This is a genomic window from Sulfitobacter sp. BSw21498 (assembly GCF_006064855.1).
Classification (GTDB): domain Bacteria; phylum Pseudomonadota; class Alphaproteobacteria; order Rhodobacterales; family Rhodobacteraceae; genus Sulfitobacter.
The window spans coordinates 53,937-77,826 of record NZ_CP040753.1 but is presented as its reverse complement, the minus strand read 5'-3'; the positions used below and the strand labels follow the sequence as shown (position 1 = coordinate 77,826).

Here is a 23,890-nt window from a genome sequence, read left to right as displayed (position 1 = left end):
CTCTCCATGACCCTGCATTTTATCAACGCGCAGCTGATCGACCCCGAAGCAGGCACCGTCACCCACGGCACGCTCAAGGTCGAGAATGGCAAGATCGCGGCGATACTGGACGCGAACGCTTCGATACCGAGCGATGCGCAGATTGTGGATTGTCGTGGCAAGTACCTTGCCCCCGGGATTGTCGATCTTGGGGTCAAGGTCTGCGAACCCGGCGAACGGCACAAGGAAAGCTTTCGGTCCGCAGGATTGGCGGCGGCAGCAGGCGGGGTCACGACAATGGTCACGCGCCCTGACACCAACCCCACCATCGACAGCCCCGAAGTGCTGGAGTTTGTCACCCGTCGCGCCAACGAGGCCGCGCCGGTCAACGTCGTGCCCATGGCCGCCCTGACCAAAGGTCGCGAAGGCCGCGAGATGACCGAGATCGGGTTTCTGATGGATGCCGGTGCCGTGGGCTTTACCGATTGCGACCGTGTCGTGACGGACACCAAGGTGTTTTCCCGTGCGCTGACCTATGCCCGCAGCCTTGGTGCGCTGGTCATCGCCCACCCGCAAGAACCGATCCTGAGCAAAGGGGCGGCGGTGACCTCTGGCAAATTCGCGTCGTTGCGCGGGCTGCCCGCCGTGTCGCCCATGGCCGAGCGCATGGGGCTGGACCGTGACATCGCGCTGGTCGAAATGACAGGTGCGCGGTACCACGCGGACCAGATCACCACCGCCCGCGCCCTGCCCGCACTGGAGCGCGCCAAGAACAACGGGCTGGATATCACCGCAGGTGTCGGCATTCACCACCTGACGCTGAACGCGCTGGATGTGGCCGACTACCGCACCTTCTTCAAGCTCAAGCCACCGTTGCGCGACGAAGAGGACCGCATCGCCGTGGTAGAGGCCGTGGCCTCGGGGTTGATCGACATCATCTGCTCCATGCACACGCCGCAGGATGAGGAATCCAAACGCCTGCCGTTCGAAGAAGCCGCATCGGGGGCCGTAGCACTGGAAACGCTGCTGCCTGCGGCCCTGCGACTGGTCCACTCAGAGATGATCGACATCGCGACGCTGTGGCGGGCGCTGTCGTTCAATCCGGCGAAACGTCTGGGCCTGCCCGGTGGGCGCATGTCGGTGGGTGCCCCTGCCGATCTGGTGCTGTTCGACGACGGTGCGCCCTTTGTCATGAACCGCGAGACATTGCAGTCGAAATCGCGCAACACCCCCTTTGATGGGATGCGCATGCAAGGTAAGGTCTTGGAAACTTACGTTTCTGGCACCTGCATCTATAAGGCCTCCTGATTATGCCCCTGATCGATTCCACCCTATTCGTGCTCTTGTTCTGGGCTATTGCGGCCTATCTGGTCGGGTCTATCCCCTTTGGCATGGTGCTGACCCGTGCGATGAACCTAGGGGATCTGCGCAGTATCGGGTCGGGCAATATCGGCGCCACGAACGTGCTGCGCACGGGCTCCAAGAAAGCGGCCGCGCTGACCCTGATACTGGATGGCGGCAAAGGGGCCGTCGCGGTGTTGCTGGCGCGGCTCTTTGCAGGCGAAGACGCCGCACAGATCGCAGCACTGGCCGCGATGCTGGGGCATTGCTACCCGGTATGGCTGGGGTTCAAGGGCGGCAAAGGCGTAGCGACCTTCCTTGGCGTGCTGTTGGCATTGGCATGGCCCGTCGGCATCGCGAGCTGTCTGGCATGGCTGATCGCTATGGCCGTGACACGTACGTCCTCCATCGGCGGGCTTGCCTCGGCGGCGGCATCGACCTTCTTTATGATATTCCTGGGGTACGGCAGCGCCCTGCTGTTGGGCATCGTGCTCACCCTGCTGGTGTTCTGGCGGCACCGTGAAAACATCAAACGCATCCGTGCGGGCACAGAGCCCAAGATCGGTGCCAAGAAAGACTGACCCGGTGACGGCCACCGTAGACGCGCGCTTTTTGGCCGCGTTCCACGCGCTGCCCGACGGCACCCACACCGGCAGATATCGAACCCGCCGCTATGTCTGGTCAAAAAGCAGTTTCAATACAGGTAAAAGCTGGAAATTGGTTGCCGAGGAGTTGGGCGGTTCGGACTATATCAGTCTGAACCTTTATGCCCTCGCCAGCGGTACACGGCTTTACCCGTGCGAGATGCCCGCGGCCAAGGTCACTGCCTTTATCCGCGGGCTTATCATCGAAGACTAGTAGGAATAGTCGGCGTATATCCGGCTGAGATCGCCATTCCATTTGCCGTTATAGTCATCCAAAAGCTCGTCGGCAGGTACTTTGCCCGTCTCGATGCTTTCCTTCAGAGTGTTCAGGAAATGGGTTTCGTCCGGAACCATGCCACCTGCGCCGCTGCGTGCGCGTGCTTTCAGGCCGTGCTCTGACAAGGCCACGGCTTCGCGCGCAATATCGTGCATGTTCACGCCGCCAACCTTGGCCTGCAACCCGTCAACAGACGCCGCCACGCGTAATGCTTCGCGGGTTTCGGCATCCCAGTCTTTGACCAGATCCCAAGCACCGTCCAGCGCCTGCTGGTCATAGGTCAGACCCACCCAAAACGCGGGCAGCGCGCAAAGCCGGCGCCACGGGCCACCATCGGCACCGCGCATTTCGATAAACTTCTTGATCCGCGCCTCGGGGAAGGCCGTGGTCAAGTGGTCCGCCCAATCGCTCAAGGTCGGGATCTCACCCGGCAGTGCGGGCAGCTTGCCCTTCATGAAATCACGGAATGATTGCCCCAAAGCATCAATGTATTTGCCGTCGCGGTAGACAAAATACATCGGCACATCGAGCGCATATTCCACCCAACGCTCGAATCCCATGCCGTCTTCGAATACCCATGGCAACGTGCCAGTACGCGCCGCATCCAGGTCGCGCCACACACGGCTACGCCAGGATTTATGACCATTGGGCTTGCCCTCGAAGAAGGGGGAGTTCGCAAACAAGGCCGTCGCCACTGGCTGCAACGCCAGCGCCACACGTAGTTTCTTGACCATGTCGGCCTCTGACCCGAAGTCGAGGTTCACCTGCACGGTGCAGGTCCGACGCATCATGACCCGGCCCATCGTACCGACTTTGGTCATGTATTCGTTCATTAGTTTATAACGCCCCTTGGGCATCAGATCCATCTGGTCATGTGACCATTCAGGCGCAGCGCCCAGACCAATGAAACCGGCCCCGATGCGGTCTGCTACATCGCGCACTTCGCGCAGGTGCGCATTCACCTCGTCGCAAGTCTCGTGGATGGTTTCGACAGGGGCACCCGACAGTTCCAGCTGGCCGCCCGGCTCAAGCGAGACATTGGCCCCGTCCTTGACCAAACCAATCAGCTTGCCGCCTTCTTCGACAGGGTCCCAGCCGTGACCGTCGCGCAGGCCTTCGAGCATGGCGCGGATGGAACAGTCGCCCTCATAGGGCAACGGCAACAGCGTCTCTTTGTTATAGCCGAATTTCTCGTGCTCGGTACCGATGCGCCAATCTTCTTTCGGCTTGCACCCGTCTGCGAGGTAATTGACCAGTTGGTCGTAACTTTCGATCGGGCCGCCGCCGGATTGAGGGATGGACATGTGGGGTGGCTCCGAATTCAATTTCTGTGGTCTTAGGGATGGTGCGATTTCTGCGGGGTGTCAATGCAGCAGGGTCGAAACCGGGCGCATCGACCGACGTTCCCAAATCACCACCGACAGGGTCTTGTCGTCTGCCAATTCCGCCAACATGCGTTCGGTGCGCAGTCCCGGCAGCGCGGCAAAAGCGTCAAACAGCGCGTCTGCGCCCGCCGCATCCACGGGGATCATCACGGGATTTTGTCCGGGTTGTTCCAGTTTCCAATGGGCCGGATAGGCACCGCGCTCAAGGCTCAGCCGATCCATCTCGCGCAGGGCGATGACCCCGCCTGTCAACGGTCCGAAATAGGCGATCTGCCCCTCGTCCACCTGCACTGCGCCCGCGCCAAGCCCAGTTTTGCGAAACCTTACCCGCTGGCCGCCAATCCAGACAAAGACCACCCCGGCCAGGATCAACGCATACCCCGGTATCGCCAGCAGCAGCCCCGGCCCCATCACCAGCCAAAGCCCGACCAGCGCAACCGTGATGCCGCCCAGAACCTCACGCCAGCGCCAAAGTTCTGCCTTTGCCTCAGGTCGCAAAAAACTCATCGTTCTCTCCCGATACCAGCTTCATTTTGCCCGCTAAACTCCACGGGGGCGTGGGGGTGTGAAACCCCCACTTCGACACGCGACACATACACGGCACTCACGTCCAATCCCCCAAGGTTTTCTGCCACAAAGTCATCGCCGCCACCGCAGCGGTATCCGCCCGCAAAATCCGAGGTCCCAACGCCACGGGACGGGACCATTCTACCCCGCGCAAGCGTTTGCGCTCAGTGTCTGAAAATCCGCCCTCCGGCCCGATCAGAATGGCCCAGGGACCAGGCTGCGCGGATGCCAGATCGCCCTCTTCGCCGGCCAGTGCTTCGTCACAGAACATCAAGGACCGCTCAGGCTCCCAGCTGTCGATCAACCGATCCAGACGGACCATTTCAGCAACCTCGGGCACGAAAGTACCGCCGCATTGCTCTGCTGCTTCTACCGCATGGGCCTGCAACCGGTCGCGCTGCACACGGCCTGCATTGGTAAACGCGCTTTGTACCGGCACGATACGACGTGCGCCCATTTCAGCGGCTTTCTCGACGATGAAATCAGTGCGCGCCTTTTTGATGGGCGCAAAGATCAGCCACAGGTCAGGTGGCAATTGCAGCGGTTTGGTCTGCTCGGCACAGACCAGCACGCCACCGCGCTTGCCTGCCTCGGCGACCTCGGCACGCCATTCGCCATCGGTGCCGTTAAACAGCAAGATAGACGCACCGACCGCCTGGCGCATCACGCCAAAGAGGTAATGCGCCTGCGCCTTATCCAAAGGAACGGATTGCCCCTGCCCCAGTGGATGATCTACATAAAGTCTGATTTTAGCGTTCATGGGCTTAGATATATGCACGACACCTCGCCGACACCAGATGGCAATGATGCGGCACGCGTCGTCGATGCCCCTGCGGACAATTGGGTCGACCGCTCTGCCCCGCGTTTCACCCGACCTTTCTTGCGGCTCAGCCGCGCGGATCGCCCCATCGGGACGTGGCTTTTGCTGCTGCCGTGTTGGTGGGGACTGACGCTTGCGATGCTGTTTGACCAGCAGCCGCGCTGGTTCGATCTGTGGATTTTTATCGGCTGCGGTGCGGGTGCATGGTTGATGCGCGGCGCGGGTTGCACATGGAACGACATCACCGACCGCCATATCGATGGCAAGGTTGCACGCACCCGGTCGCGGCCGATCCCATCGGGGCAGGTCAGCGTCAAAGGCGCGCTGGCCTGGATGATCGCGCAAATGCTGATCGCGCTGTGTATCCTGCTGTCCTTCAACGGGGCTGCGATTGCACTTGGGGTGCTGGCCCTGCTGCCGGTCGCAATCTATCCCTTTGCAAAGCGCTTTACGTGGTGGCCCCAGGTCTTTTTGGGCATCGCCTTTAACTGGGGGGCCTTGCTGGCTTGGACCGCCCATACCGGTAGCCTCGGCGCACCTGCGGTTGTGCTTTATGTCGCTGGTATCGCGTGGACGCTTTTCTATGACACGATCTATGCCCATCAAGACAAGGAAGACGACGCGCTGATCGGTGTGAAATCCACCGCCCGCCTGTTCGGTGACAACACTGCCCAATGGCTGCGCCGGTTTTTGATGGGCACCGTGGGCCTGATGGGTCTGGCGGTCATCTTTGCGCTGCGTGATTCTGCATCGTTTCTGGCGCTGATCATCGCGCTTTGCGGTCCGTGGGCAATGGGCTGGCACATGGCATGGCAGCTGCGCAGCATCGACATCAACGATAACGACAAACTTCTGCGGTTGTTTCGCGTTAACCGCGATACCGGCATGATCCCGCTGGTATTTTTCGCCGCCGCCCTTTTGGCCTGATTGCACCCGTGCCCTCGCAGGCGTATCAAAGCCTTCAATATCAACGGTCTCAGAAACGAGTTTATGCGCCTATCTGTACTCCTGATCATTGCGATGACCTTTACCGCTGCCGCATCCGTCTCTCTGGTGGCGGCAAGCTTTTCAGTCACATTGATCGAGGAGAACTCCGAGATCGGTGTTCGCGATGCCCTTGATGTAAAGGAGATGACATGGGCGGAGGTTGAGGCAGACGGGCTTCAGGTCACGCTGTCGGGCACTGCACCGAACGAAGTCGCCCGCTTTAATGCGCTAAGCACGGCTGGCACGATTGTTGACGCCGCGCGTGTCATTGACCAGATGGACGTGACGGCTCAGGCCGCCATCGCCGCGCCGAAATTCTCGGTCGAGATTCTGCGCAACGATTCCGGCGTGTCCATCATCGGGTTGATTCCCACCACCACGGACCGCGACGCTGCCATTGACCGTTTCAAATCTATCGCTGGTCAGGACCATGTGGCTGACCTGCTGGAATCAGCGAACTACCCCGCCCCCGACGGCTGGGAGGACGCCTTTGATTTTGCCATCTCCGCGATGGAGAAGCTGCCCCGTGCCAAAGTTTCTGCCGCGGCAGGTCGCGTGGCGATCACCGCCATCTCCGACAGCGCCGAGGCCAAGGCGCGTCTTGAAAACCAGCTAAACCGCGCGGCCCCTTCGGGGGTCGTGGTCACGCTGGACATCGCCGCCCCCCGCCCGGTGATCACACCCTTTACCCTGCGCTTTCAGATTGACGAAGACAGCGCCGGGTTTGACGCCTGCAGCGCGGACACCGAACAGGCCAGCGCCCGCATCCTCAAAGCAGCCGTCGCAGCCGGGGCCCCCGGTTCTGCCCGTTGTACCGTGGGGCTTGGTGTCCCAAGCCCACGTTGGGCTGAAGCGGTAGAGAAAGCGATTGGCAGCCTTGCCAAGATCGGCGGCGGATCGGTCAGCTTTGCCGATGCCGACATTAGCCTGATTGCCGCCGAAGGCACCGAACGCGCCGTATTCGACCGCATCGTCGGAGAGCTGGAGAACGCCCTGCCAGACGTCTTCGCGCTGAATGCACGCCTGCCCCAGGCCGTAGACCCCGATGCGGGACCGCCTGAATTCGTCGCCACCTTGTCGCCCGAAGGTCAGGTGCAGCTGCGCGGCCGCCTCAGTGACGACGCGCTGCGCGAACTGGCCGACAGCTACGCCAAGGCAAGCTTTGGCTCCGACAAGGTCTATACCGCCGCCCGCATCGTGGATGATCTGCCCGCCGATTGGCCGACCCGCGTCCTGTCCTCGCTGGATGCGCTGTCCAAGCTGGCGAACGGCACCGTGATCGCCACCCCCGACAGTGTCAGCGTCACCGGCAACACCGGCAACCCTGATGCCAGCACACAAATTGCAACGCTGCTGGCGGGCAAACTGGGCGAAGGCAAGGACTACGACGTCAAAGTCGTCTATCAGGAAAAGCTGGACCCTGTTCTGGGCCTGCCCACGCCGCAGGAATGCGAGGCCGAGATCGCCAAGGTCGTCGCCCAAGGCAAGATTAACTTTGAACCCGGCAGTGCCACGATTGATTCGTCGGCCCTTGGGACGATGGATAAGATTGCTGAAATCCTGAAAGATTGCCGCGACATCGCACTTGAGGTGCAGGGCTATACCGACAGCCAGGGCCGCGAGGAAATGAACCTTGCGCTCAGCCAGTCGCGCGCGCAATCGGTGTTGAACGAACTGCGTGCCCGTCGCGTGATTACCGGCTCATTCGTGGCCAAAGGCTATGGCGAAGACGCCCCTGTCGCCCCTAATGACAGCGAAGAGGGCCGCGAAGCGAACCGCCGCATCGAATTTAAATTGATCAGTGAACAAACGACTGGGGATTCTGATGAAACAGCGCTGGAAAACGGCGCGGATACAGGCGATACAGGCACACCATCCGACCAGACCCAAGAAGGCAACTAACATGAGCAGAACCGAATTTGTCATCGCAACAGCGATTATCCTATTCGTCGCCTTCTGCCTTGGATGGTTCGCCAATTGGCTGCTGCACCGATTCACCCGAGTTGCCGCAGACGATGTCGCGCAGCTTGACCGGATGAGCCAGGAATTGCACGAGGCAGAAGAGACACGGGATCAGGCGATCACCTATCTGCAACAGCGCGAGGCCGAGCTGACCAACCAGCTTAACCAGACCGAAGCAGAACTGCGTGCCGCCATGGACGGGTTACGCGATGCACGCCACGAGGCGGAAGAAATGCGCGCCTATATTGATCGCCAACAGGCCAGCTAAGCACTCGGCGGGCCAGCTACCAGCGGGCCAGCGCGTCTTCGTCCTCTGATTTGGACGCCACCCAATCCGCACCCTTTTCGGTAATCTCGCGCTTCCAGAACGGCGCGCGCGATTTCAGGTAGTCCATCAGAAACTCTGCGGCCTCAAACGCATCCTTGCGGTGCCGCGCAGCAGTGGCGACCATCATGATCGTCTCGCCGGGCAGCAACCGACCGAACCGATGAATGACCAGTGCATCCCCTAGCGAAAAACGGGCCATCGCGGTCTCTGCCATCTCGGTCAGGGCCGCTTCGGTCATGCCGGGGTAATGTTCGATCTCCATCGCCTTTAACGGATCATCGGGCAGATCCCGCACGATTCCCGTAAACGTCACAATCGCGCCCATATCACGGTGACCGGCGGCGAACGCCTGCGATTCTTGTCCCAGATCGAACGGGGCGTCCTGAACCGAGATTTTCATCCTAGCCCCCTGTCATCGGCGGAAAAAAGGCCACTTCGCGAACACCTTCCAACGACGCGTCAAAATCGGTCAGCTGCTGATCCACTGCCACCCGAAGGCCAGCAAGATCGGAAAACGCGACAGCATAGCGTTCCTCGCGGGCGCGCAATTCGTCGACCAACTCCGCGACAGTGCGGGCAGTTGTCTCTACCTTCTCGCGGGGAAGACCGATGCGTTCGCGCACCCACGCAAAGTACAAGATATTCATCAGCGGGGCTCCACCAGATGGGGCAGGGATTTGCGAAGGTAATCATAGCCGGTGATCGCCGTCAGAGCCGCCGCAATCCACAACAGGACAAGCCCCACACGGCCGGCCCAGATCATTCCGTGGAACTTCCACGTCAGCCCCAGAACGTCTTCTTCCTCGCCCGAAAGAATAGCGCTGACCATCGCGTTATCCATGCCGAAGATCGACATGCCAAAGTAGTGTTCAAACAGTCCCTGTCCAAACAAAACCGCAATCGCAACCATCTGTGCGGTGGTCTTCCATTTGGCCAAGGCCGTCACTTTCAATGTGCCCGACACATCACCTAGAAACTCGCGCAGGCCGGAAACGAACACTTCGCGGAACAGGATCACGGTGGCGGGCAAAACCAACCACGGCGACCAGCTTGAGAAGGCGACGATCACCATCAGCGCGATCACCACCATCGCTTTGTCTGCAATCGGGTCCAGCATCGTGCCAAGCTTGGTCTCTTGCCCCCAAGCGCGCGCCAGATAGCCGTCAAACCAATCGGTCACCGCTGCGGCGATGAACAGGAACATCGCCAAAGCGTCCGCATAGGGTCGCGTAAAATACAAGAACATCACAGCCACGCTCGGGGCTGCGACAAGACGCATCAGCGTCAGGATATTTGGGATATTCCACTTCATTCTGTCACCCTACAGCGCCAAGACGACAGGGGAAAGTGCCAAGACATCGCCTTCATTTTGCAAAATAAACTCCCCGCGGAGCGTCCCGCCCTTACCGCCACCCGCAGGCCGAAACCCCAAACTACCCGCGTTCATGGAAAAACGCATAAATTCGTTCAGCCAAAGCCACTGACACGCCATCGACAGCCTTCAAGTCGCTCAGGTTGGCGCGCCCCACCGCCTTGGCAGACCCGAAATGTGCCAGCAAGGCCCGCTTGCGCGCGGCACCGACACCAGGCACATCGTCCAGTGGCGTTGCGCCAACGGCTTTCGCGCGTTTCGCGCGGTGTGTGCCGATGGCGAACCGGTGGGCCTCATCGCGCAACCGTTGAATGAAATACAGCACCGGATCGTTGTGCCGCAGCGCCATGGGCCGTTGTCCCACACGGTAGAATTCCTCTTTGCCCGCGTCGCGGTCCACGCCCTTGGCGACACCCACCATCGGAATATCCTCGACCCCGTATTCGCGCATGATCGATGCGACTGCGCTCACCTGCCCTGCCCCGCCGTCGATCAGCAGCAGGTCTGGCCACATGCCAAGGCTGCGGTCTGGATCCTCCTTCAACAGCCGTTTGAACCGGCGGGTCAGCACCTCTTTCATCATGCCAAAGTCGTCCCCCGGCGTCAGGTCATCGCCGCGGATATTGAACTTGCGGTACTGGTTTTTCATCATCCCTTCGGGGCCGGCGACGATCATGCCCCCGACGGCGTTTGTGCCCTGAATGTGCGAGTTATCGTAGACTTCGATCCGCTGGGGCGGTCCCGGCAGAGTAAAGGCGTCGGCAATGCCTTTCAGAAGGTTCGTCTGGGTCGCCGTCTCTGCCAATTTGCGCGCAAGGGATTCGCGGGCATTGCGCAGTGCCCCGTCCACCAGTTCCGCCTTCTCGCCGCGTTGTGGCACCACGATATCAACCTTGCGCCCCAGCTTGCCCGACAGCGCCTCGACCATCAGGTCAGGGCTTTCGATCTCATTCGACAAGATCAGCTGCCGCGGCGGCTCTCGGGTGTCGTAAAACTGGCCGATAAAGGCCTCCAGCACTTCGGCGGCATCCACGTCGGGCCCGACGCGGGGGTAGTAGTCGCGATTCCCCCAGTTCTGGTTGGCACGGATAAAGAAGACCTGAACGCACGCCTGCCCCTGATCCAGATGCAGCGCGATTATATCGGCTTCGGCCACCCCTTGCGGGTTGATACCTTGGGCTGTCTGTACTTGCGTCAAGGCTTTGATGCGGTCCCGCAATGCGGCGGCGCGTTCAAACTCCATCGCCTCAGAGGCCTGCGACATTTCAGAAGCAAGCCGCCCCTGAATATCAGTCGATTTGCCGTTCAGGAATTTCTCGGCGTCCTGCACGGTTTTGCGATATTCGTCGGGCGAAATCTTACCCACGCAAGGGGCAGAACAGCGTTTGATCTGGTGCTGCAGACAGGGGCGCGAACGGCTTTCGAACATCGCGTCGGAACAATCGCGCAGCAGAAACACCCGTTGCAGCTGATTAAGCGTCCGGTTGACTGCACCGGCGCTGGCAAAGGGGCCATAGTAATTGCCTTTTTCCTTCTTGGCCCCGCGGTGCTTTTTGATCTGCGGATAATCATGGGTCGCCGTCACCAGAATATTGGGAAAGCTTTTGTCGTCGCGCAGCAGCACGTTGAACTTCGGCTTGAGCTGCTTGATCAGATTCTGTTCAAGCAGCAGCGCTTCAGTTTCTGTTTTCGTGGTTAGAAACATCATCGAAGCGGTGTTCGAGATCATCCGCGCGATCCGCCCCGAATGCCCCGAAGGACGCGCGTAATTGCTCACCCGTGCGCGCAGGTTCCGCGCCTTGCCCACATAGAGCACACGGCTTTCCGAATCGAGCATGCGGTACACGCCGGGCGATCCATCAATCGTTTTGAGGTACGATTGAATCACCTGATGGCCGGTCTTCGGGTTTTCGTTAGCGTCTGACATTGATTCGAGTGTCCGGAACTTTTGGCTGCAACAGTGTTAACGGCGAAACAAGGTTAAACATACCCACCACTCTTGTGGATAACCTTGCATATAACTTTCATAGAAATCCGAAATCCCCATGTATCATTGGGCCTTCCGGTGTTTGCCTAAAATTTAGGCACACCTGCAAGGCATTGAAATATATGGATATTATAATTAACACTTTGCAACCCACTGATAACGCGTTCCTTTTTGTAACAGTTTCGCTTCGGCTGTCGCGACAGTGCAAAACTTTACCGGAAAGCCTATTCGAGCCCTTGCACGTCGGGTGTTTTCCAGCCTAGGTGCTGCCCCCCGTCGGTGCAAATTAACTGCCCCGTTACCGAAGGTGCATCAAGGAAATAGCCTAAGGCAGCGGTGATATCCGCGGGATTTGCCCCGCGTTCAAGAATCACCTTCGCGCGCTGACCGGCGAAATGAGCGTCAGTCTGCTTGGCCCCTTTCAGGGTTGGCCCCGGACCAATGGCGTTCACCCGTATCACTGGTGCAAGTGCTTGCGCAGATGTCTGCGTCAACGCCCACAGCCCCATTTTGCCGATGGTATAGGTCATGAACTCTGGCGTGAGCTTGCGCACCCGTTGGTCCAACATGTTAACGATCAAACCCGCCGCGAAAGGTTCACCTTGCGCATCGGTCTTGGCCTCTAGGTGTTGGGCGGCCATGGCTTGGGTCAGGACAAAGGGCGCACGCAGATTGCTCCCGATATGCCGGTGCCAACTTTCCTCGGTCGCGGTCGAGATATTGTCATATTCAAAGATCGACGCGTTGTTCACAAGGCAGGTAATCGGTCCGCCAAGCACCTCTGCCGCACTGGGAAGCAGCGCCTGCGTGGCTGCTTCATCCAGCAGATCAGCCTGCAAGGCCACGGCGCGTTGGCCTTTGGCTTTCAGCTCAGCTACGACCTCATCCGCAGCTACGGATGAACTGTTGTAGTGCACCGCGACATCATATCCGCGATCGCCCAGATACAGCGCCATCGCACGTCCAAGGCGCGCACCTGCTCCGGTTACCAACGCATGTTTCATATCGCACCTCTTTAGAGCAGAATCGCCGCCATATACCCTGCATAAATCGCACAAAGCAGGATGCCCCAGAGGCGGGTGATATCACGCCCCAGATAAACAAAGGGGATCAACATAAGGGACGCACCCAACATCACCCACAGATCAATCCGCAGGAATTCCGGATCAACAGTGATCGGCCCCACCAGGCTGGCGACTCCGATGATGCCGAGAAGATTGAAAAGGTTCGACCCGATCACGTTCCCCAAAGCGATATCAGCCTGACGCCGGAGCGCGGCCATCACGGTCGTCGCAAGCTCTGGCATAGAGGTACCGATGGCCACGAGAGTCAGACCGATGACCGTATCGCTCACACCATACGCCCGTGCGATGATCGACGCATTGTCGACCAGCAGCCCTGCACCAAGCGGCAGCCCCACAAGCCCGAGCACCAGAAACACAGCGATACGCCAGCCCGGCATGTCAGGGTCTGCCCCCTCGGGCTCTTCCAGATCACCGGCGTCAGCGCCCTTGCAAGCTTGGCGGTGCTTTCTGCTGTCACGGTACATATCGAACAGGACAAAGACCAACGCCCCCAGCAGGATGAAACCGGCCCACAGATCAAACACACCGCGCATGGCAAGTGCGATAAACATCAGCGAGGCGAGGATCATCATGTTGAAGGTTTTGCGGGTGTTGCATTCAGATGTGTGCATCGTCGCCAACAAGGCCGGCACGCCCAGCACCAACAGAATGTTCGCCGTGTTCGACCCAACAACGTTGCCCAGAGCGATCCCCGGAGCGTTATCCAACACCGCTTTTATCGACACCAGCAGTTCAGGCGCAGACGTCCCGAAAGCGACAATCGTCAGGCTGACGATTAAAGCGGGCACGCCAAGGCGCAAGGACAGGTTCACTGCCCCTTTTACCAGCGCATCCCCGGCCAGCAACAAAATCACCAGCCCCAAAACACTTAGAACCCAAGGCATAATCATCCGCGTTTACCCCCGCATCCGCAGGGGGATTTCCCAATGCGATAGCGACCACAATTGTTACATTTCGTCTGGCTCAGACGCTTGCCGCCCAGCCAGTGCATTTTTCCGAACCATGCAAGCGTGCCCATGGCGACCAGAAACAATAAGACAATTTTAAAAATCATGTGTCAGAGTCCAAACCGCGCATAGGTCGCGCGTTCTTCGATACTGTCTAGTGCGTCGCCGATGATCTGCGCGCCAAAGCGGGACAACAGCCCCTTCTTCGTGCCGTAGCGGTTGAATTTCACCTTGTCGCCAAAGCGTTGTTTTATCATCGGCCGAAGATGCCCGATGCCATCGATCAACCCCAGTTCGGTTGCACGCTTCGCCAGCCATACCTCGCCAGTGAAAAGGTCGGTATCAGGGGCCAGTTTTGCGCCGCGACGTGATTTTACGTGACCAATGAAATTCTCGTGGATGTCGTCCAGCAGTTGTTTCAGCCGCACGACGTCCTCGGGCTTTTCGGGGCGGAAAGGGTCCAGCATCGATTTAGACTGACCAGCGGTGTAAACCCGCCGTTCAATACCATGCCGCTGGATCAGCTCGTCTGCGCCAAAGGATGCCGAAATGACACCGATCGACCCCAAAACCGAGCTGGGGTCGGCATAGATTTCATCTGCCGCCGCAGCCAACCAATATCCGCCAGATGCCGCGACATCTTCGACAAAGGCGATGACAGGGATGTTCTTTTCCTCGGCCAAGCGACGGATACGTGCGCCTATCAACGAAGATTGGACAGGGCTGCCACCGGGGCTGCTGATCTCAAGCACGACAGCAGCGGGCTTACCACGATTGAATGCTTTATCGATTGCAGGGCCGATGCCGCTGTCGTTGAGGCCACCGCGCGTGTGGCCACCAATCACACCAGACAACCGCACCACGGAAACCGTCGGGCGGGACGTCAAAAAGGGAAGGTATTTTCTCATACCTTCCCATGTAGAGTGCACCCTGCCGGCAAACAAGGAGGCCACGCGAGACTTACTGCCTAATCCGCCAACCGGTCCGGAAAATCCAGCCAATCACCGCCAAACACAGCGCCGTAAAGCCTGCAATGGCAAACAAGCTGGTCACAATCGGCACATCTGCCGATCCGAAGAATGCCCAGCGAAAGCCCGAGATCAGATAGACCACGGGGTTGAAATGCGAGATCACCTGCCAGACCGGCGGCAGCATGGAGATCGAATAGAATGACCCCCCAAGGAAAACCAAAGGCGTCACGATCAGCAACGGGACAAGCTGCAACTGTTCAAAGTTGCCTGCCCAAATACCGATGATGAATCCCATCAACGAAAAGCTGATGCAGGTCAGCACCAGAAAGGTCACCATCCAGAATGGATGCTGAATGGTGATATCTACAAAGAAAAACGCTGTGATCAGAATGATCACCCCGATAAACAACGCCTTGGTCGCCGCTGCCCCGACATATCCGCAAACAATTTCGATAAAGTTAACTGGCGCAGATAAAAGCTCGAACACCGTGCCGATAAACTTGGGGAAATAGATCCCAAAGGACGCGTTTGAGATCGACTGCGTGATGACGCTCAGCATGATCAAACCGGGCACGATAAATGCACCATAGCTGATGCCCTCAACCTCTTGGATACGGCTGCCGATGGCGGCACCAAACACCACGAAATACAGCGATGTGGACAGCACGGGCGAGATCAAGCTTTGCGTGATGGTGCGAAAGAAGCGCGCCATTTCAAATGCATAGATGGATTTGACTGCGATCCAGTTCATGCCGCGTCCTCCTTTACCAGATCGACGAAAATATCCTCGAGACTGCTTTGCGAGGTCTCTAGATCTGACAGAACCAAGCCCGCAGCCGCCACGTCAGATAGGAGCTTCGTAATCCCCGTCCGCTCTGCCCGCGTGTCATAGGAATAGATCAATGCGTGCCCGTCGTCGGACAGGGTCAGCGCATCAGACGCAAGGCTTGCGGGAATTGCGTCAATCGGCTGGGTCAGCTGGACGACCAGTTGCTTTTTGCCCATGCGCGACATCAGCTTGTCTTTATCCTCGACCAACAGCAGCTCGCCGTGGGCAATCACGCCGATCCGGTCGGCAATCGCCTCGGCTTCTTCGATGTAGTGGGTTGTCAGAATGATGGTGACGCCACTGGCCTTCAAGTCGGCGACGATGTTCCACATATCGCGGCGCAGCTCGACGTCGACACCGGCGGTGGGTTCATCAAGGAACAAGACGCGGGGTTCATGCGCCAATGCTTTGGCGATCAGGACGCGCCGCTTCATCCCACCGGACAAGGCACGGATCTGACTGTCTTTTTTGTCCCACAGCGACAGCTGCCGCAGGATCTTTTCAATCGCAGCATCATCTTTGGGCTTGCCAAACAACCCGCGCGAGAAACGCACAGTGCTGATGACTTTCTCGAAGGGTTCAAGGTTGATCTCCTGCGGGACCAGCCCGATCATCGAGCGTGCGCCACGGTATTCGGTGACCGTGTCAAAACCGCCCACCGTAACGCTGCCGCCTGTGCCGGTTGTAATTCCACAAACCGTTGAAATCAGGGTCGTTTTGCCTGCGCCATTGGGGCCAAGCAAGGCAAGAATCTCGCCCTCACGGATGTTCAGCGACACGCCTTTCAGCGCCTCGAACCCATCTGCATAAGCCTTGCGCAGGTCGGTAATCTTTACGATGTCAGGCATTGGCGTCTCCGGTGTTGTTGGCCGGAAACTAGACTGATTACGGCAGAGTGAACAGGCCCAACCCGTCAGCTTTTGCTGCGACCGAACCAGCCCTTTTTCTCTGCAGGTGCCTCCGCCCCTTCAACGGCCTCGGCAGATACCGCCTCCGCGGGGCCTTCAAGTGTCTCTTGCAGGTTATTAAAAAACTGATCCGCCATTTTTTTGGCAAACCCGTCAATGATCCGGCTGCCAAGCTGCGCCAGTTTGCCACCCACCTTGGCTTCGACGTCATAGGTCAGCGCGGTGCCGCCATCGACAGGGGCAAGCGACACGTCCGCCGCGCCCTTGGCAAAGCCCGCGGCCCCGCCCTTACCTTCGCCGCTGATCTTGATCGACTGGTCGGGCACCATATCGGTCATGGTGACCTGCCCCTTGAACGTCGCTTTGACGGGGCCGACCTTTTGCACAACCGTCGCCTCGAACCCTTCCTCGGGGGAGCCCGTGACTTCGGTCGCCCCCGGCACGCATTTGATCAACATGTCAGGGTCCAGCAGCGCGGCGTATACCTCGGCCGGGCTGGCTGCGATCTGGCGGGTCTCTGACATTTTCATGGGGCGCGCTCCGTTGATGGTTCTGCCACAGCCTAGCGCAGTTCAATTGACGACGCCAAGGCGAAACGCGCTGGACAGGATTTCGCGACATGGTAGAGCGGTGAAATGGAAGTACACGTACAAAACCGCGCCGGTGCCGCGATCGCTTTTGTCCTTGCGGGGGTATTTGCGATTTCGATCAACGACATGCTGATCAAGCAACTGTCAGGGGGCTATCCCCTGCATGAAATCGTCTTTGCGCGGGCCCTGATCGGCATCATCGTTGGGTTGGCTTTGGTGCAGGTCGAGGGCGGCTGGCGCATCTTGAAAACCCGTCAGGCCCATTGGCACGTGCGGCGCGGATTGCTGGTGGTGATCGCCAATATGACCTTCTTTCTTGCCCTCGCCGCCCTGCCCTTGGCGGATGCCACGGCGCTGTTCTTTGTTGCCCCGCTGTTTATCACGCTGTTGTCGATCCCGATCCTTGGCGAAAAGGTCGGCGTCATGCGGCTAAGCGCGGTGGCCGTCGGATTCGTCGGCGTGATCATCATGCAGCGCCCTTGGGCCGATGCGCAGTCACTACAGGCCTCGCGGTTGGTGCTGTTGTTGCCCGTGGTGTCGGCGTTGACCTATGCGCTGAACCAACTGATGACGCGCAAGCTGGGGGTGCATAGCAAGGCCTCGGCCCTGTCGGTCTATATTCAGGGGGTCTTCTTGTGCATGTCGCTCGGCTTTTTCTTGCTCGCGGGGGATGGCAGCTTTGTCACGACCGACAGTACGCCGTCGATGGTGTTTCTGCTGCGCGCTTGGGTTTGGCCTGCCGCAGGTGACGCATGGATTTTCCTCGCCCTCGGGTGCAATGCGGCGGTCATCGGATACTGCCTAAGCCAAGCGTACCGCATCGCCGACGCCGCCACAGTCGCGCCGTTTGAATATATCGGTCTGCCGCTGGCCGTGTTCTGGGGGCTGGTGATTTTCGGCGACTTGCCCGTGTGGGAGGTCTGGGTTGGCATCGGCCTGATCCTCGGATCTGGTCTGTTCGTGTTCCTGCGCGAACGGCAGAAAGCCAAGGTCGCGGTCAAGTCACCGACGGGGCGGCGCCACTAGCTGACCTGCACGATAACCTTGCCCGTCGCCTTGCGCGTGCGCAGCAAATCCAGCGCTTCGTTCGCCTGATCCAACGGCAATACATGGCTGACATGGGGCTTTATCTTGCCCGCGCTATACCAGTCGATCAGCACCTTGAAGCTGTCGGTCAGCACCTGCGGTTTAAAGTTCTTGTACCCGCCCCAGAAAAACCCCAGCACATCGATGTTTTTAACCAACAGGATATTGGCGGGGATCTGCGGCACCTCGCCCGAGGCAAACCCAAGCGGCAGAATACGTGCTTCGGGGTTGCAGGCACGCAGGGCGGCTTTGAACTGGTCGCCCCCGATAGGATCATAGACCACATCCGCCCCCCCCAAGGATTTGACCACCTCGCGGATGTCATCCGTTTCTGAATCAATCAGATGATCCGCACCGGCGGCGCGGCAAATCTCTAGCTTGGCGGCCCCACGGGCGCAGGCGATGACCTCTGCCCCCATCAGCTTGCCCAGCTCAACCGCGGTCAGACCCACCCCGCCCGAGGCCCCCAGCACCAGCAGTCGTTCACCAGGTCTCAGCCGCGCCTTATAGTCCAGCGCCACATGGCTGGTGCCATAGGCCACAAGAAAGGCAGCGGCATCCTCTGCGGGCATGTCATTGGGAATCGGCACGCAAACATTGGCGGGAATGGCCGCATACTCCGCCAGCCCCAGCAGACCACTATACGCCGCGATACGCTGACCGACGGCAAGATCGGTAACCCCTTCGCCCACGGCGGCAACGCTGCCCGCCAGTTCCATCCCCAGTGTAAAGGGCAGATCGGGCTTTTGCTGGTATGTGCCTTTGATCATCAACAGATCGCCAAAGTTAAGGCCGCAGGTTTCGACCTTGATCAGCACCTCGCCAGCGGCGGGCACGGGCATTTCCAGCTCTTGCTCTGACAAAGGCTGATCATAAGCGGTGACTTGCATGGCACGCATGGGGGGCTCCTTGGGTTATTCAACGCAAAAGGGCCAGAGCGTCGGCGGCTTTGCAACCCCCTGCTCCGGCCCTCGCGAAATTACCCAACGGCAAATGCGCCCCGTCTTCAGCCCCTCAGGGGATGACCATCAACCTGATACCGTAAGCCACAACCCCAAGCGCTGCGACGCTCAGCACCCAGATCAGTACAAACCAGCCTGTGCGTGCCATCCAACTGCGTCGCATCAGTGGTATCCCTCTTCGGGGTCGATTTTCCCGCGAAAGACCCAGTAGGTATAGATCGTATAAGACAGTATCATCGGCAGCAGAACCAACGTGCCCACCAACGCGAATTTTAGGCTGCTGTCGGGGGCAGCGGCTTCGACGATGGTCAGCGAAGAGGGCACGATATAAGGGTAAAAGCTGATCCCGATCCCGATAAAGCCCAGCACGAACAGCGCTAGCGCACACAGAAACGGCGTCACATCCCAATGGCGTTGCAACCCGTGAAACAGGCCATAGATCGCCGCGGCTACGAGACCGGGCACCAGAATGCTGAAGATCGCCGTCGGAAAGGCGAACCAGCGGCCAAAGAACGCGTCATTCAAGAAGGGCGTCCAAAGGCTGACCAGCCCCATGAACACCAGCGTTGCGATGGCAAACGGCCAGGCCAACCGCCGCATATGCGCCTGAATACGCCCTTCAAGCTTCATGTTCAGCCATGTGGCACCCAGCATCGCGTAGCCCACGGTCACGGCGAAACCGGTCAGCACGGAAAACGGCGTCAGCCAGTCCCACCAACCGCCCGCATAGGCCCGGTTTTCGATCTCTATCCCCTGGACCAAAGCCCCAAGCGCGATCCCCTGACACATGGAGGCCACCAGCGATCCGCCGAAAAACGAGATATCCCATAACGGTTTACCCCTGATGGTACGCCAGCGATATTCAAAGGCGACGCCGCGAAAGACCAGCCCCAATAGCATCAGGATAATCGGCATATAAAGCGCGGGCATCACGGTGGCATAGGCCAGCGGGAACACGGCGAACAAGCCGCCCCCCCCCAAAACCAGCCACGTCTCGTTCCCGTCCCAGATCGGCGCGACAGAGTTCATCATCACGTCACGCTCGCCCTCGTCCTTGGACAGCGGGAACAGCAGCCCGACCCCAAGGTCGAACCCGTCGAGGATGACATAAATCAGCACCGCAAGCGCGATGATGCCGGCCCAGATAAACGAAAGTTCTAATCCAAACATCTGCTGTCTCCTACTCTGACGTTGCCATATCTTGGGTCTTGTCCTGCGCCACAGTGGTGGTACCCGCAGCCCGAACGGGGCCGTCGGTGATCTCTCCCTTGGCACCCACATGAGGACGTTTGCGCATCAAACCGAGAATATAGAACACCCCCGCCCCGAAGACGAAGAAATAGACCACGATGAAAGCGATCAGCGACGCGCCAACCGCAGGTGCGCTGACTGGCGCAAGGCTGTCGCTGGTGCGCAGCAGACCATAGACGGTAAAGGGCTGGCGACCGACTTCGGTTGTGATCCATCCAGCCAGCACCGCAACAAAGCCCATCGGCCCCATGACAATCGCCGCACGATGCAACATCCGCGCGCTATGCAGTTTGCCGCGCCAGCGCGCGAATCCGCCCCAAAGGCCCAACCCCAGCATGGCAAAGCCCAAGCCCACCATTACACGGAACGAAAAGAAGACGATTGCGACGGGAGGTTCGTCCTCGTCGGGGATCGTGTCCAAGCCGTCCAGCGGTGCGTTCAAGTCGTGTTTGAGGATTAAAGACGACAGCTTCGGCACTTCGATCGCATAATCGACCCGTTTTTCTGCCTGATTGGGGATGCCAAACAGGATCAGTGGGGCACCGTCGGGGTGGCTGTCAAAGTGCCCCTCCATCGCCATGACCTTGGCAGGCTGATGCTCTAGCGTGTTGATGCCGTGAAAATCCCCCGCCACAATCTGCAAGGGCGTGACCAACAGCAGCATCCACATCGCCATAGAGAACATACGCCGCGACGCCGGCCCCTGATTGTCCTTGAGCAAATGCCACGCGCCCACGGCCCCCACGACCAGCGCCGTGGTTAGATAGGCCGCCAGCACCATGTGCAGCAAACGGTAGGGGAAGGACGGGTTGAACACGATCTTCCACCAATCCAGCGGAATGAACTGCCCCACATCATTGATCCCATAGCCCGCGGGGGTCTGCATCCAGCTGTTCACCGACAGGATCCACGTGGCCGACAGCAAGGTGCCAAAGGCGACCATCGCTGTGGCAAACATGTGCAACCCCGGTCCGACGCGTTTCAGGCCAAACAGCATGATCCCCAGAAAACCGGCCTCGAGGAAGAAGGCGGACAACACTTCATACGCCATCAACGGTCCGACCACCGGCCCCGCCTTGTCCGAGAAGACCGACCAGTTGGTCCCGAACTGATACGACATGACAATGCCTGACACGACGCCCATCCCAAAGGCGACCGCAAAGATCTTTTTCCAGTAGTCGAACAGCACCCGATAGGTCTCGTCCTTGGTCCAAAGCCAAAGCGCGTTCACGACAGCCAGAAAGCTGGCCAACCCGATCGAGAATGCCGGAAAAATAATGTGAAACGAAACGGTAAAGGCGAATTGGACCCGTGCCAGAACCTCGGCGGAAAACCCATCAAGCATGTCGTACCTCGTAATGTATGGCCAAAAACAAGGGGTTTGGCCCTTACACCCTAGATAGCGCTGCACCGGGCATAAGTCACATGCTCAAATCGCCGCACAAGGACGAGGGGTTAAAGCGTGATGCGCACACGCAGCCCCGGCGCATTATCGAGCAGCGCAATCTGTCCGCCGTGCAGCTTGACCACGCCTTCAACAAGGCTCAGCCCCAAGCCGTTGCCCGGCGTGTGGCGGCTGGCGTCCAGACGGTACAACCGCTGCAGCACCTTGGTGCGGGCGTGTTCGGGGATGCCGGGGCCATTGTCAGCGACTTCGATCACCGGCCGGTCGTTGGCGCGGTAAAGCGATAAGGTAATCTCGCTGCCCGCAGGGGTGTGGCGCATAGCGTTTTCCAGCAAGTTCGACATCATCTGCCCCAACAGGTTCTTGTCCCCCTCCACGGTCAGCTGCGCGGCGGGCACAACACTGTCTAATGTCTGCTCTTTTGCAGCGGCGGCAGGTTCATAAACCTCAGTCAGGGTCAGGCAGAGCCGGTTCAGATCAACGGGGGCAAAATGCGTCTTGGGCGACCCTGCCTCGACCGAGGCAATCTGAAGCAGCGACTGGAATACCGAAGCGATCCCCGCGACCTCGTCCTGCGCTTTGGCCAGCAAGGCCCCTTCGTCCGTGTCTTCGGGCAGGGTACGGGCCAGATCATGCAGATGCACAGCCACCCGCTGGATCGGGGTCTTTAGGTCATGGGCGATGTCCGAGGACACCTGTCGCAGCATCTGGGTCTGCGCCTCTTGCGCGCCCGCCATCTGGTTCACCTTGCTGCCGATGCGCTGCAAATCATCCGCCCACCCCGACGACACGGCCACGCGTGCCGCAAGGTCGCCGGTCGTCAGATCATCAAGCGTACGCCCGATGACATCCACATGCCGCTTGCTGCGCCGCGCCAGATAGAGCCCCCCCGACAAGGCGACCAGCACCGTGGGCAGCAGGCTGATCAGCAGGATGTTCAGAAACACCACGCGCAACCCTTCGATTTGGGCGCGGCTACGCGCAACCGTCAGCTGGCCCCCATACAGCGGCGTGGTCAGCGACAGATAGACCCCGTCATATTCCGCCCGCCCTTCGGCCAACGACACGATGTGATAGCCTTCGTCATCACGGGCGATGGCCCCGTTGCCATAGATGCGACCGGAGGGGGTGATATAGCTCAGCACCACGCGGCTAGGATCCGCATCACGCGATTCAGCGTCGACCAGCAGGGCCACCGCGCGGGCATTGGGGGCGGCGCGAAACCCCGCGATATCCTGTTCGAGATCCGCACGGATTGCGGCTTCAAACGAATTCTGCGTCACCGCATAGCTGGCCGCCAATCCCATCAGACTGACGGTCGAGAACAGCAACACCAGCAGCAGCGCCAGCCGCACCGGCATAGACCGCCAGAGCTGCGCCAGCCGCGACCTCATCCGTCAATCCGGTAGCCAGCACCGCGCACGGTCTGGATCAGCTCGCGGTCAAATGGTTTGTCAACCTTGGCACGCAGCCGGCTGATGTGGGTTTCGACAACGTTGGTCATCGGGTCAAAGCTGATGTCCCATACCGCTTCCAGCAGCATGGTGCGGGTCTGCACCCTGCCCTTGCGGCGCAGTAAATGTTCCAGCAAGGCGAATTCCCGCGGCAGCAGGTCGATTTCCTGTCCGGCACGGGTCACCTTGCGGGTGATCAAATGCATTTCAAGGTCGCCTGCACGCAGCACGGTTTCCTGCTCCATTGCCTGCGGACGGCGGGCAAGAGCGGTGACACGGGCAGAAAGCTCGCCAAAGGCAAAGGGCTTGACCAGATAATCGTCCCCTCCCGCGTTCAGCCCGCTGATGCGATCGTCAACGCTGCCCATCGCAGTCAGAAACAGCACCGGTGTCAGGTTCCCCGCACCGCGCAAGGTCTTGACCAACGTCAGCCCGTCGATCTCGGGGAGCATCCGGTCAACAATCAGCACGTCATAGCTGCCGGAGGTCGCCTGTATCAGCCCTTCACGCCCTTCGGCGACAAGGTCGACGGTATGCCCCTCTTCGCGCAGACCCCGTGCGATATAGGATCCGGTGGTGGCATCATCTTCGACGACAAGCAGTTTCATAAGCAGGGGTCCATTGCAGCGTTGATCCTTGGATACCTGATATAGGGCGCGCTGCCACCCGCGAGAGGCAAGTTAACACATTTGTATAGCTGACAGAAACGCGCTGTTAGAATGGGCTGCCATTTGGGTGTCATCCCTGAAGACG

26 protein-coding genes are annotated in these 23,890 nt (G+C 59.4%); 7 read left to right on the top strand and 19 right to left on the bottom strand.

Going from position 1 to position 23,890, the window contains the following annotated elements:
- The first annotated feature begins 6 nt into the window (after nucleotides 1–6).
- The 3 genes from pyrC to E5180_RS00460 are packed head-to-tail and all read left to right on the top strand — an operon-like array spanning nucleotide 7 to nucleotide 2,178.
- Nucleotides 7–1,287, top strand: a complete 1,281-nt coding sequence (gene pyrC, locus E5180_RS00470; protein ID WP_138922671.1) for a dihydroorotase — start codon at nucleotides 7–9, stop codon at nucleotides 1,285–1,287.
- Nucleotides 1,288–1,289: 2 nt separating this feature from the next.
- Nucleotides 1,290–1,901: a glycerol-3-phosphate 1-O-acyltransferase PlsY gene (gene plsY / locus E5180_RS00465; RefSeq protein ID WP_138922670.1), complete on the top strand. Its 612-nt coding sequence runs from the start codon at nucleotides 1,290–1,292 to the stop codon at nucleotides 1,899–1,901.
- A gap of 4 nt (nucleotides 1,902–1,905) precedes the next feature.
- Nucleotides 1,906–2,178 (top strand): hypothetical protein, encoded by a 273-nt coding sequence (locus E5180_RS00460; protein WP_138922669.1) that lies wholly within the window; start codon nucleotides 1,906–1,908, stop codon nucleotides 2,176–2,178.
- Here the strand turns inward: E5180_RS00460 and E5180_RS00455 are convergent.
- The 3 genes from E5180_RS00455 to E5180_RS00445 all read right to left on the bottom strand — a co-directional run bounded on the left by E5180_RS00455 (nucleotide 2,175) and on the right by E5180_RS00445 (nucleotide 4,953).
- Entirely contained in the window at nucleotides 2,175–3,545 is a 1,371-nt protein-coding gene (locus tag E5180_RS00455; protein ID WP_138922668.1) for a glutamate--cysteine ligase, read from the bottom strand. The genes E5180_RS00460 and E5180_RS00455 overlap by 4 nt on opposite strands.
- 60 nt (nucleotides 3,546–3,605) lie before the next feature.
- A complete protein-coding gene (locus tag E5180_RS00450) occupies nucleotides 3,606–4,133 on the bottom strand; it encodes a hypothetical protein (protein WP_138922667.1) in 528 nt (175 codons plus the stop codon).
- A gap of 97 nt (nucleotides 4,134–4,230) precedes the next feature.
- Nucleotides 4,231–4,953 (bottom strand): 16S rRNA (uracil(1498)-N(3))-methyltransferase, encoded by a 723-nt coding sequence (locus E5180_RS00445; RefSeq protein ID WP_138922666.1) that lies wholly within the window; start codon nucleotides 4,951–4,953, stop codon nucleotides 4,231–4,233.
- Between the two features lie 12 nt (nucleotides 4,954–4,965).
- On the opposite strand from E5180_RS00445, the gene ubiA reads away from it, so the two are divergent.
- The 3 genes from ubiA to E5180_RS00430 all read left to right on the top strand — a co-directional run bounded on the left by ubiA (nucleotide 4,966) and on the right by E5180_RS00430 (nucleotide 8,230).
- Nucleotides 4,966–5,940, top strand: coding sequence for a 4-hydroxybenzoate octaprenyltransferase (gene ubiA, locus E5180_RS00440; RefSeq protein ID WP_138922665.1), 975 nt, complete (start codon nucleotides 4,966–4,968; stop codon nucleotides 5,938–5,940).
- Nucleotides 5,941–6,003: 63 nt separating this feature from the next.
- Nucleotides 6,004–7,902 (top strand): OmpA family protein, encoded by a 1,899-nt coding sequence (locus tag E5180_RS00435; protein WP_138922664.1) that lies wholly within the window; start codon nucleotides 6,004–6,006, stop codon nucleotides 7,900–7,902.
- A gap of 1 nt (nucleotide 7,903) precedes the next feature.
- Nucleotides 7,904–8,230, top strand: a complete 327-nt coding sequence (locus E5180_RS00430; RefSeq protein ID WP_005849689.1) for a hypothetical protein — start codon at nucleotides 7,904–7,906, stop codon at nucleotides 8,228–8,230.
- A 16-nt stretch (nucleotides 8,231–8,246) separates the two neighbouring features.
- Here E5180_RS00430 and E5180_RS00425 read toward each other — a convergent pair whose 3' ends face one another.
- From E5180_RS00425 to E5180_RS00380, 10 genes are all read right to left on the bottom strand, one after another.
- Nucleotides 8,247–8,690: a molybdenum cofactor biosynthesis protein MoaE gene (locus E5180_RS00425; protein WP_138922663.1), complete on the bottom strand. Its 444-nt coding sequence runs from the start codon at nucleotides 8,688–8,690 to the stop codon at nucleotides 8,247–8,249.
- 1 nt (nucleotide 8,691) lies between these two features.
- Complete coding sequence (moaD, locus tag E5180_RS00420; protein WP_138922662.1) at nucleotides 8,692–8,937, bottom strand: molybdopterin converting factor subunit 1; 246 nt, start codon at nucleotides 8,935–8,937, stop codon at nucleotides 8,692–8,694.
- Nucleotides 8,937–9,602 (bottom strand): CDP-diacylglycerol--glycerol-3-phosphate 3-phosphatidyltransferase, encoded by a 666-nt coding sequence (gene pgsA, locus E5180_RS00415; protein WP_093731835.1) that lies wholly within the window; start codon nucleotides 9,600–9,602, stop codon nucleotides 8,937–8,939. Before pgsA ends, moaD begins: the two co-directional genes overlap by 1 nt.
- 121 nt (nucleotides 9,603–9,723) lie before the next feature.
- Nucleotides 9,724–11,589, bottom strand: a complete 1,866-nt coding sequence (uvrC, locus tag E5180_RS00410; RefSeq protein WP_138922661.1) for an excinuclease ABC subunit UvrC — start codon at nucleotides 11,587–11,589, stop codon at nucleotides 9,724–9,726.
- A gap of 284 nt (nucleotides 11,590–11,873) precedes the next feature.
- Entirely contained in the window at nucleotides 11,874–12,653 is a 780-nt protein-coding gene (locus E5180_RS00405) for an SDR family oxidoreductase (RefSeq protein WP_138922660.1), read from the bottom strand.
- An 11-nt stretch (nucleotides 12,654–12,664) separates the two neighbouring features.
- A complete protein-coding gene (locus E5180_RS00400) occupies nucleotides 12,665–13,618 on the bottom strand; it encodes a calcium/sodium antiporter (RefSeq protein WP_138925075.1) in 954 nt (317 codons plus the stop codon).
- A gap of 173 nt (nucleotides 13,619–13,791) precedes the next feature.
- On the bottom strand, nucleotides 13,792–14,589 hold the full coding sequence (locus E5180_RS00395) for a S49 family peptidase (protein WP_138922659.1): 798 nt from the start codon (nucleotides 14,587–14,589) through the stop codon (nucleotides 13,792–13,794).
- A 52-nt stretch (nucleotides 14,590–14,641) separates the two neighbouring features.
- A complete protein-coding gene (locus tag E5180_RS00390; RefSeq protein WP_138922658.1) occupies nucleotides 14,642–15,403 on the bottom strand; it encodes an ABC transporter permease in 762 nt (253 codons plus the stop codon).
- Nucleotides 15,400–16,329: an ABC transporter ATP-binding protein gene (locus E5180_RS00385; RefSeq protein ID WP_138922657.1), complete on the bottom strand. Its 930-nt coding sequence runs from the start codon at nucleotides 16,327–16,329 to the stop codon at nucleotides 15,400–15,402. Before E5180_RS00385 ends, E5180_RS00390 begins: the two co-directional genes overlap by 4 nt.
- Before the next feature lie 65 nt (nucleotides 16,330–16,394).
- Entirely contained in the window at nucleotides 16,395–16,919 is a 525-nt protein-coding gene (locus E5180_RS00380) for a CoxG family protein (RefSeq protein ID WP_138922656.1), read from the bottom strand.
- Nucleotides 16,920–17,024: 105 nt separating this feature from the next.
- Here E5180_RS00380 and E5180_RS00375 point away from each other — a divergent pair, with 105 nt between their 5' ends.
- Nucleotides 17,025–18,005: a DMT family transporter gene (locus tag E5180_RS00375; protein WP_138922655.1), complete on the top strand. Its 981-nt coding sequence runs from the start codon at nucleotides 17,025–17,027 to the stop codon at nucleotides 18,003–18,005.
- Here the strand turns inward: E5180_RS00375 and E5180_RS00370 are convergent.
- The 6 genes from E5180_RS00370 to E5180_RS00345 form a co-directional block, all read right to left on the bottom strand.
- Nucleotides 18,002–18,964 carry an NADPH:quinone oxidoreductase family protein gene (locus E5180_RS00370; protein WP_138922654.1) on the bottom strand — a complete coding sequence of 321 codons (963 nt, stop codon included), beginning with the start codon at nucleotides 18,962–18,964 and terminating at the stop codon, nucleotides 18,002–18,004. The two genes, E5180_RS00375 and E5180_RS00370, sit on opposite strands and share 4 nt — an antisense overlap.
- 115 nt (nucleotides 18,965–19,079) lie before the next feature.
- Nucleotides 19,080–19,190, bottom strand: coding sequence for a DUF2474 family protein (locus E5180_RS00365; RefSeq protein WP_093731825.1), 111 nt, complete (start codon nucleotides 19,188–19,190; stop codon nucleotides 19,080–19,082).
- Nucleotides 19,190–20,197 carry a cytochrome d ubiquinol oxidase subunit II gene (cydB, locus tag E5180_RS00360; RefSeq protein ID WP_138922653.1) on the bottom strand — a complete coding sequence of 336 codons (1,008 nt, stop codon included), beginning with the start codon at nucleotides 20,195–20,197 and terminating at the stop codon, nucleotides 19,190–19,192. Before cydB ends, E5180_RS00365 begins: the two co-directional genes overlap by 1 nt.
- Before the next feature lie 10 nt (nucleotides 20,198–20,207).
- A complete protein-coding gene (locus E5180_RS00355) occupies nucleotides 20,208–21,623 on the bottom strand; it encodes a cytochrome ubiquinol oxidase subunit I (protein ID WP_138922652.1) in 1,416 nt (471 codons plus the stop codon).
- A gap of 110 nt (nucleotides 21,624–21,733) precedes the next feature.
- A complete protein-coding gene (locus E5180_RS00350) occupies nucleotides 21,734–23,077 on the bottom strand; it encodes a sensor histidine kinase (RefSeq protein WP_138922651.1) in 1,344 nt (447 codons plus the stop codon).
- The gene (locus E5180_RS00345) at nucleotides 23,074–23,745 is read right to left on the bottom strand and encodes a winged helix-turn-helix domain-containing protein (protein ID WP_093731821.1); all 672 of its coding nucleotides are present in this window, start codon (nucleotides 23,743–23,745) and stop codon (nucleotides 23,074–23,076) included. Before E5180_RS00345 ends, E5180_RS00350 begins: the two co-directional genes overlap by 4 nt.
- Nucleotides 23,746–23,890: the final 145 nt, after the last annotated feature.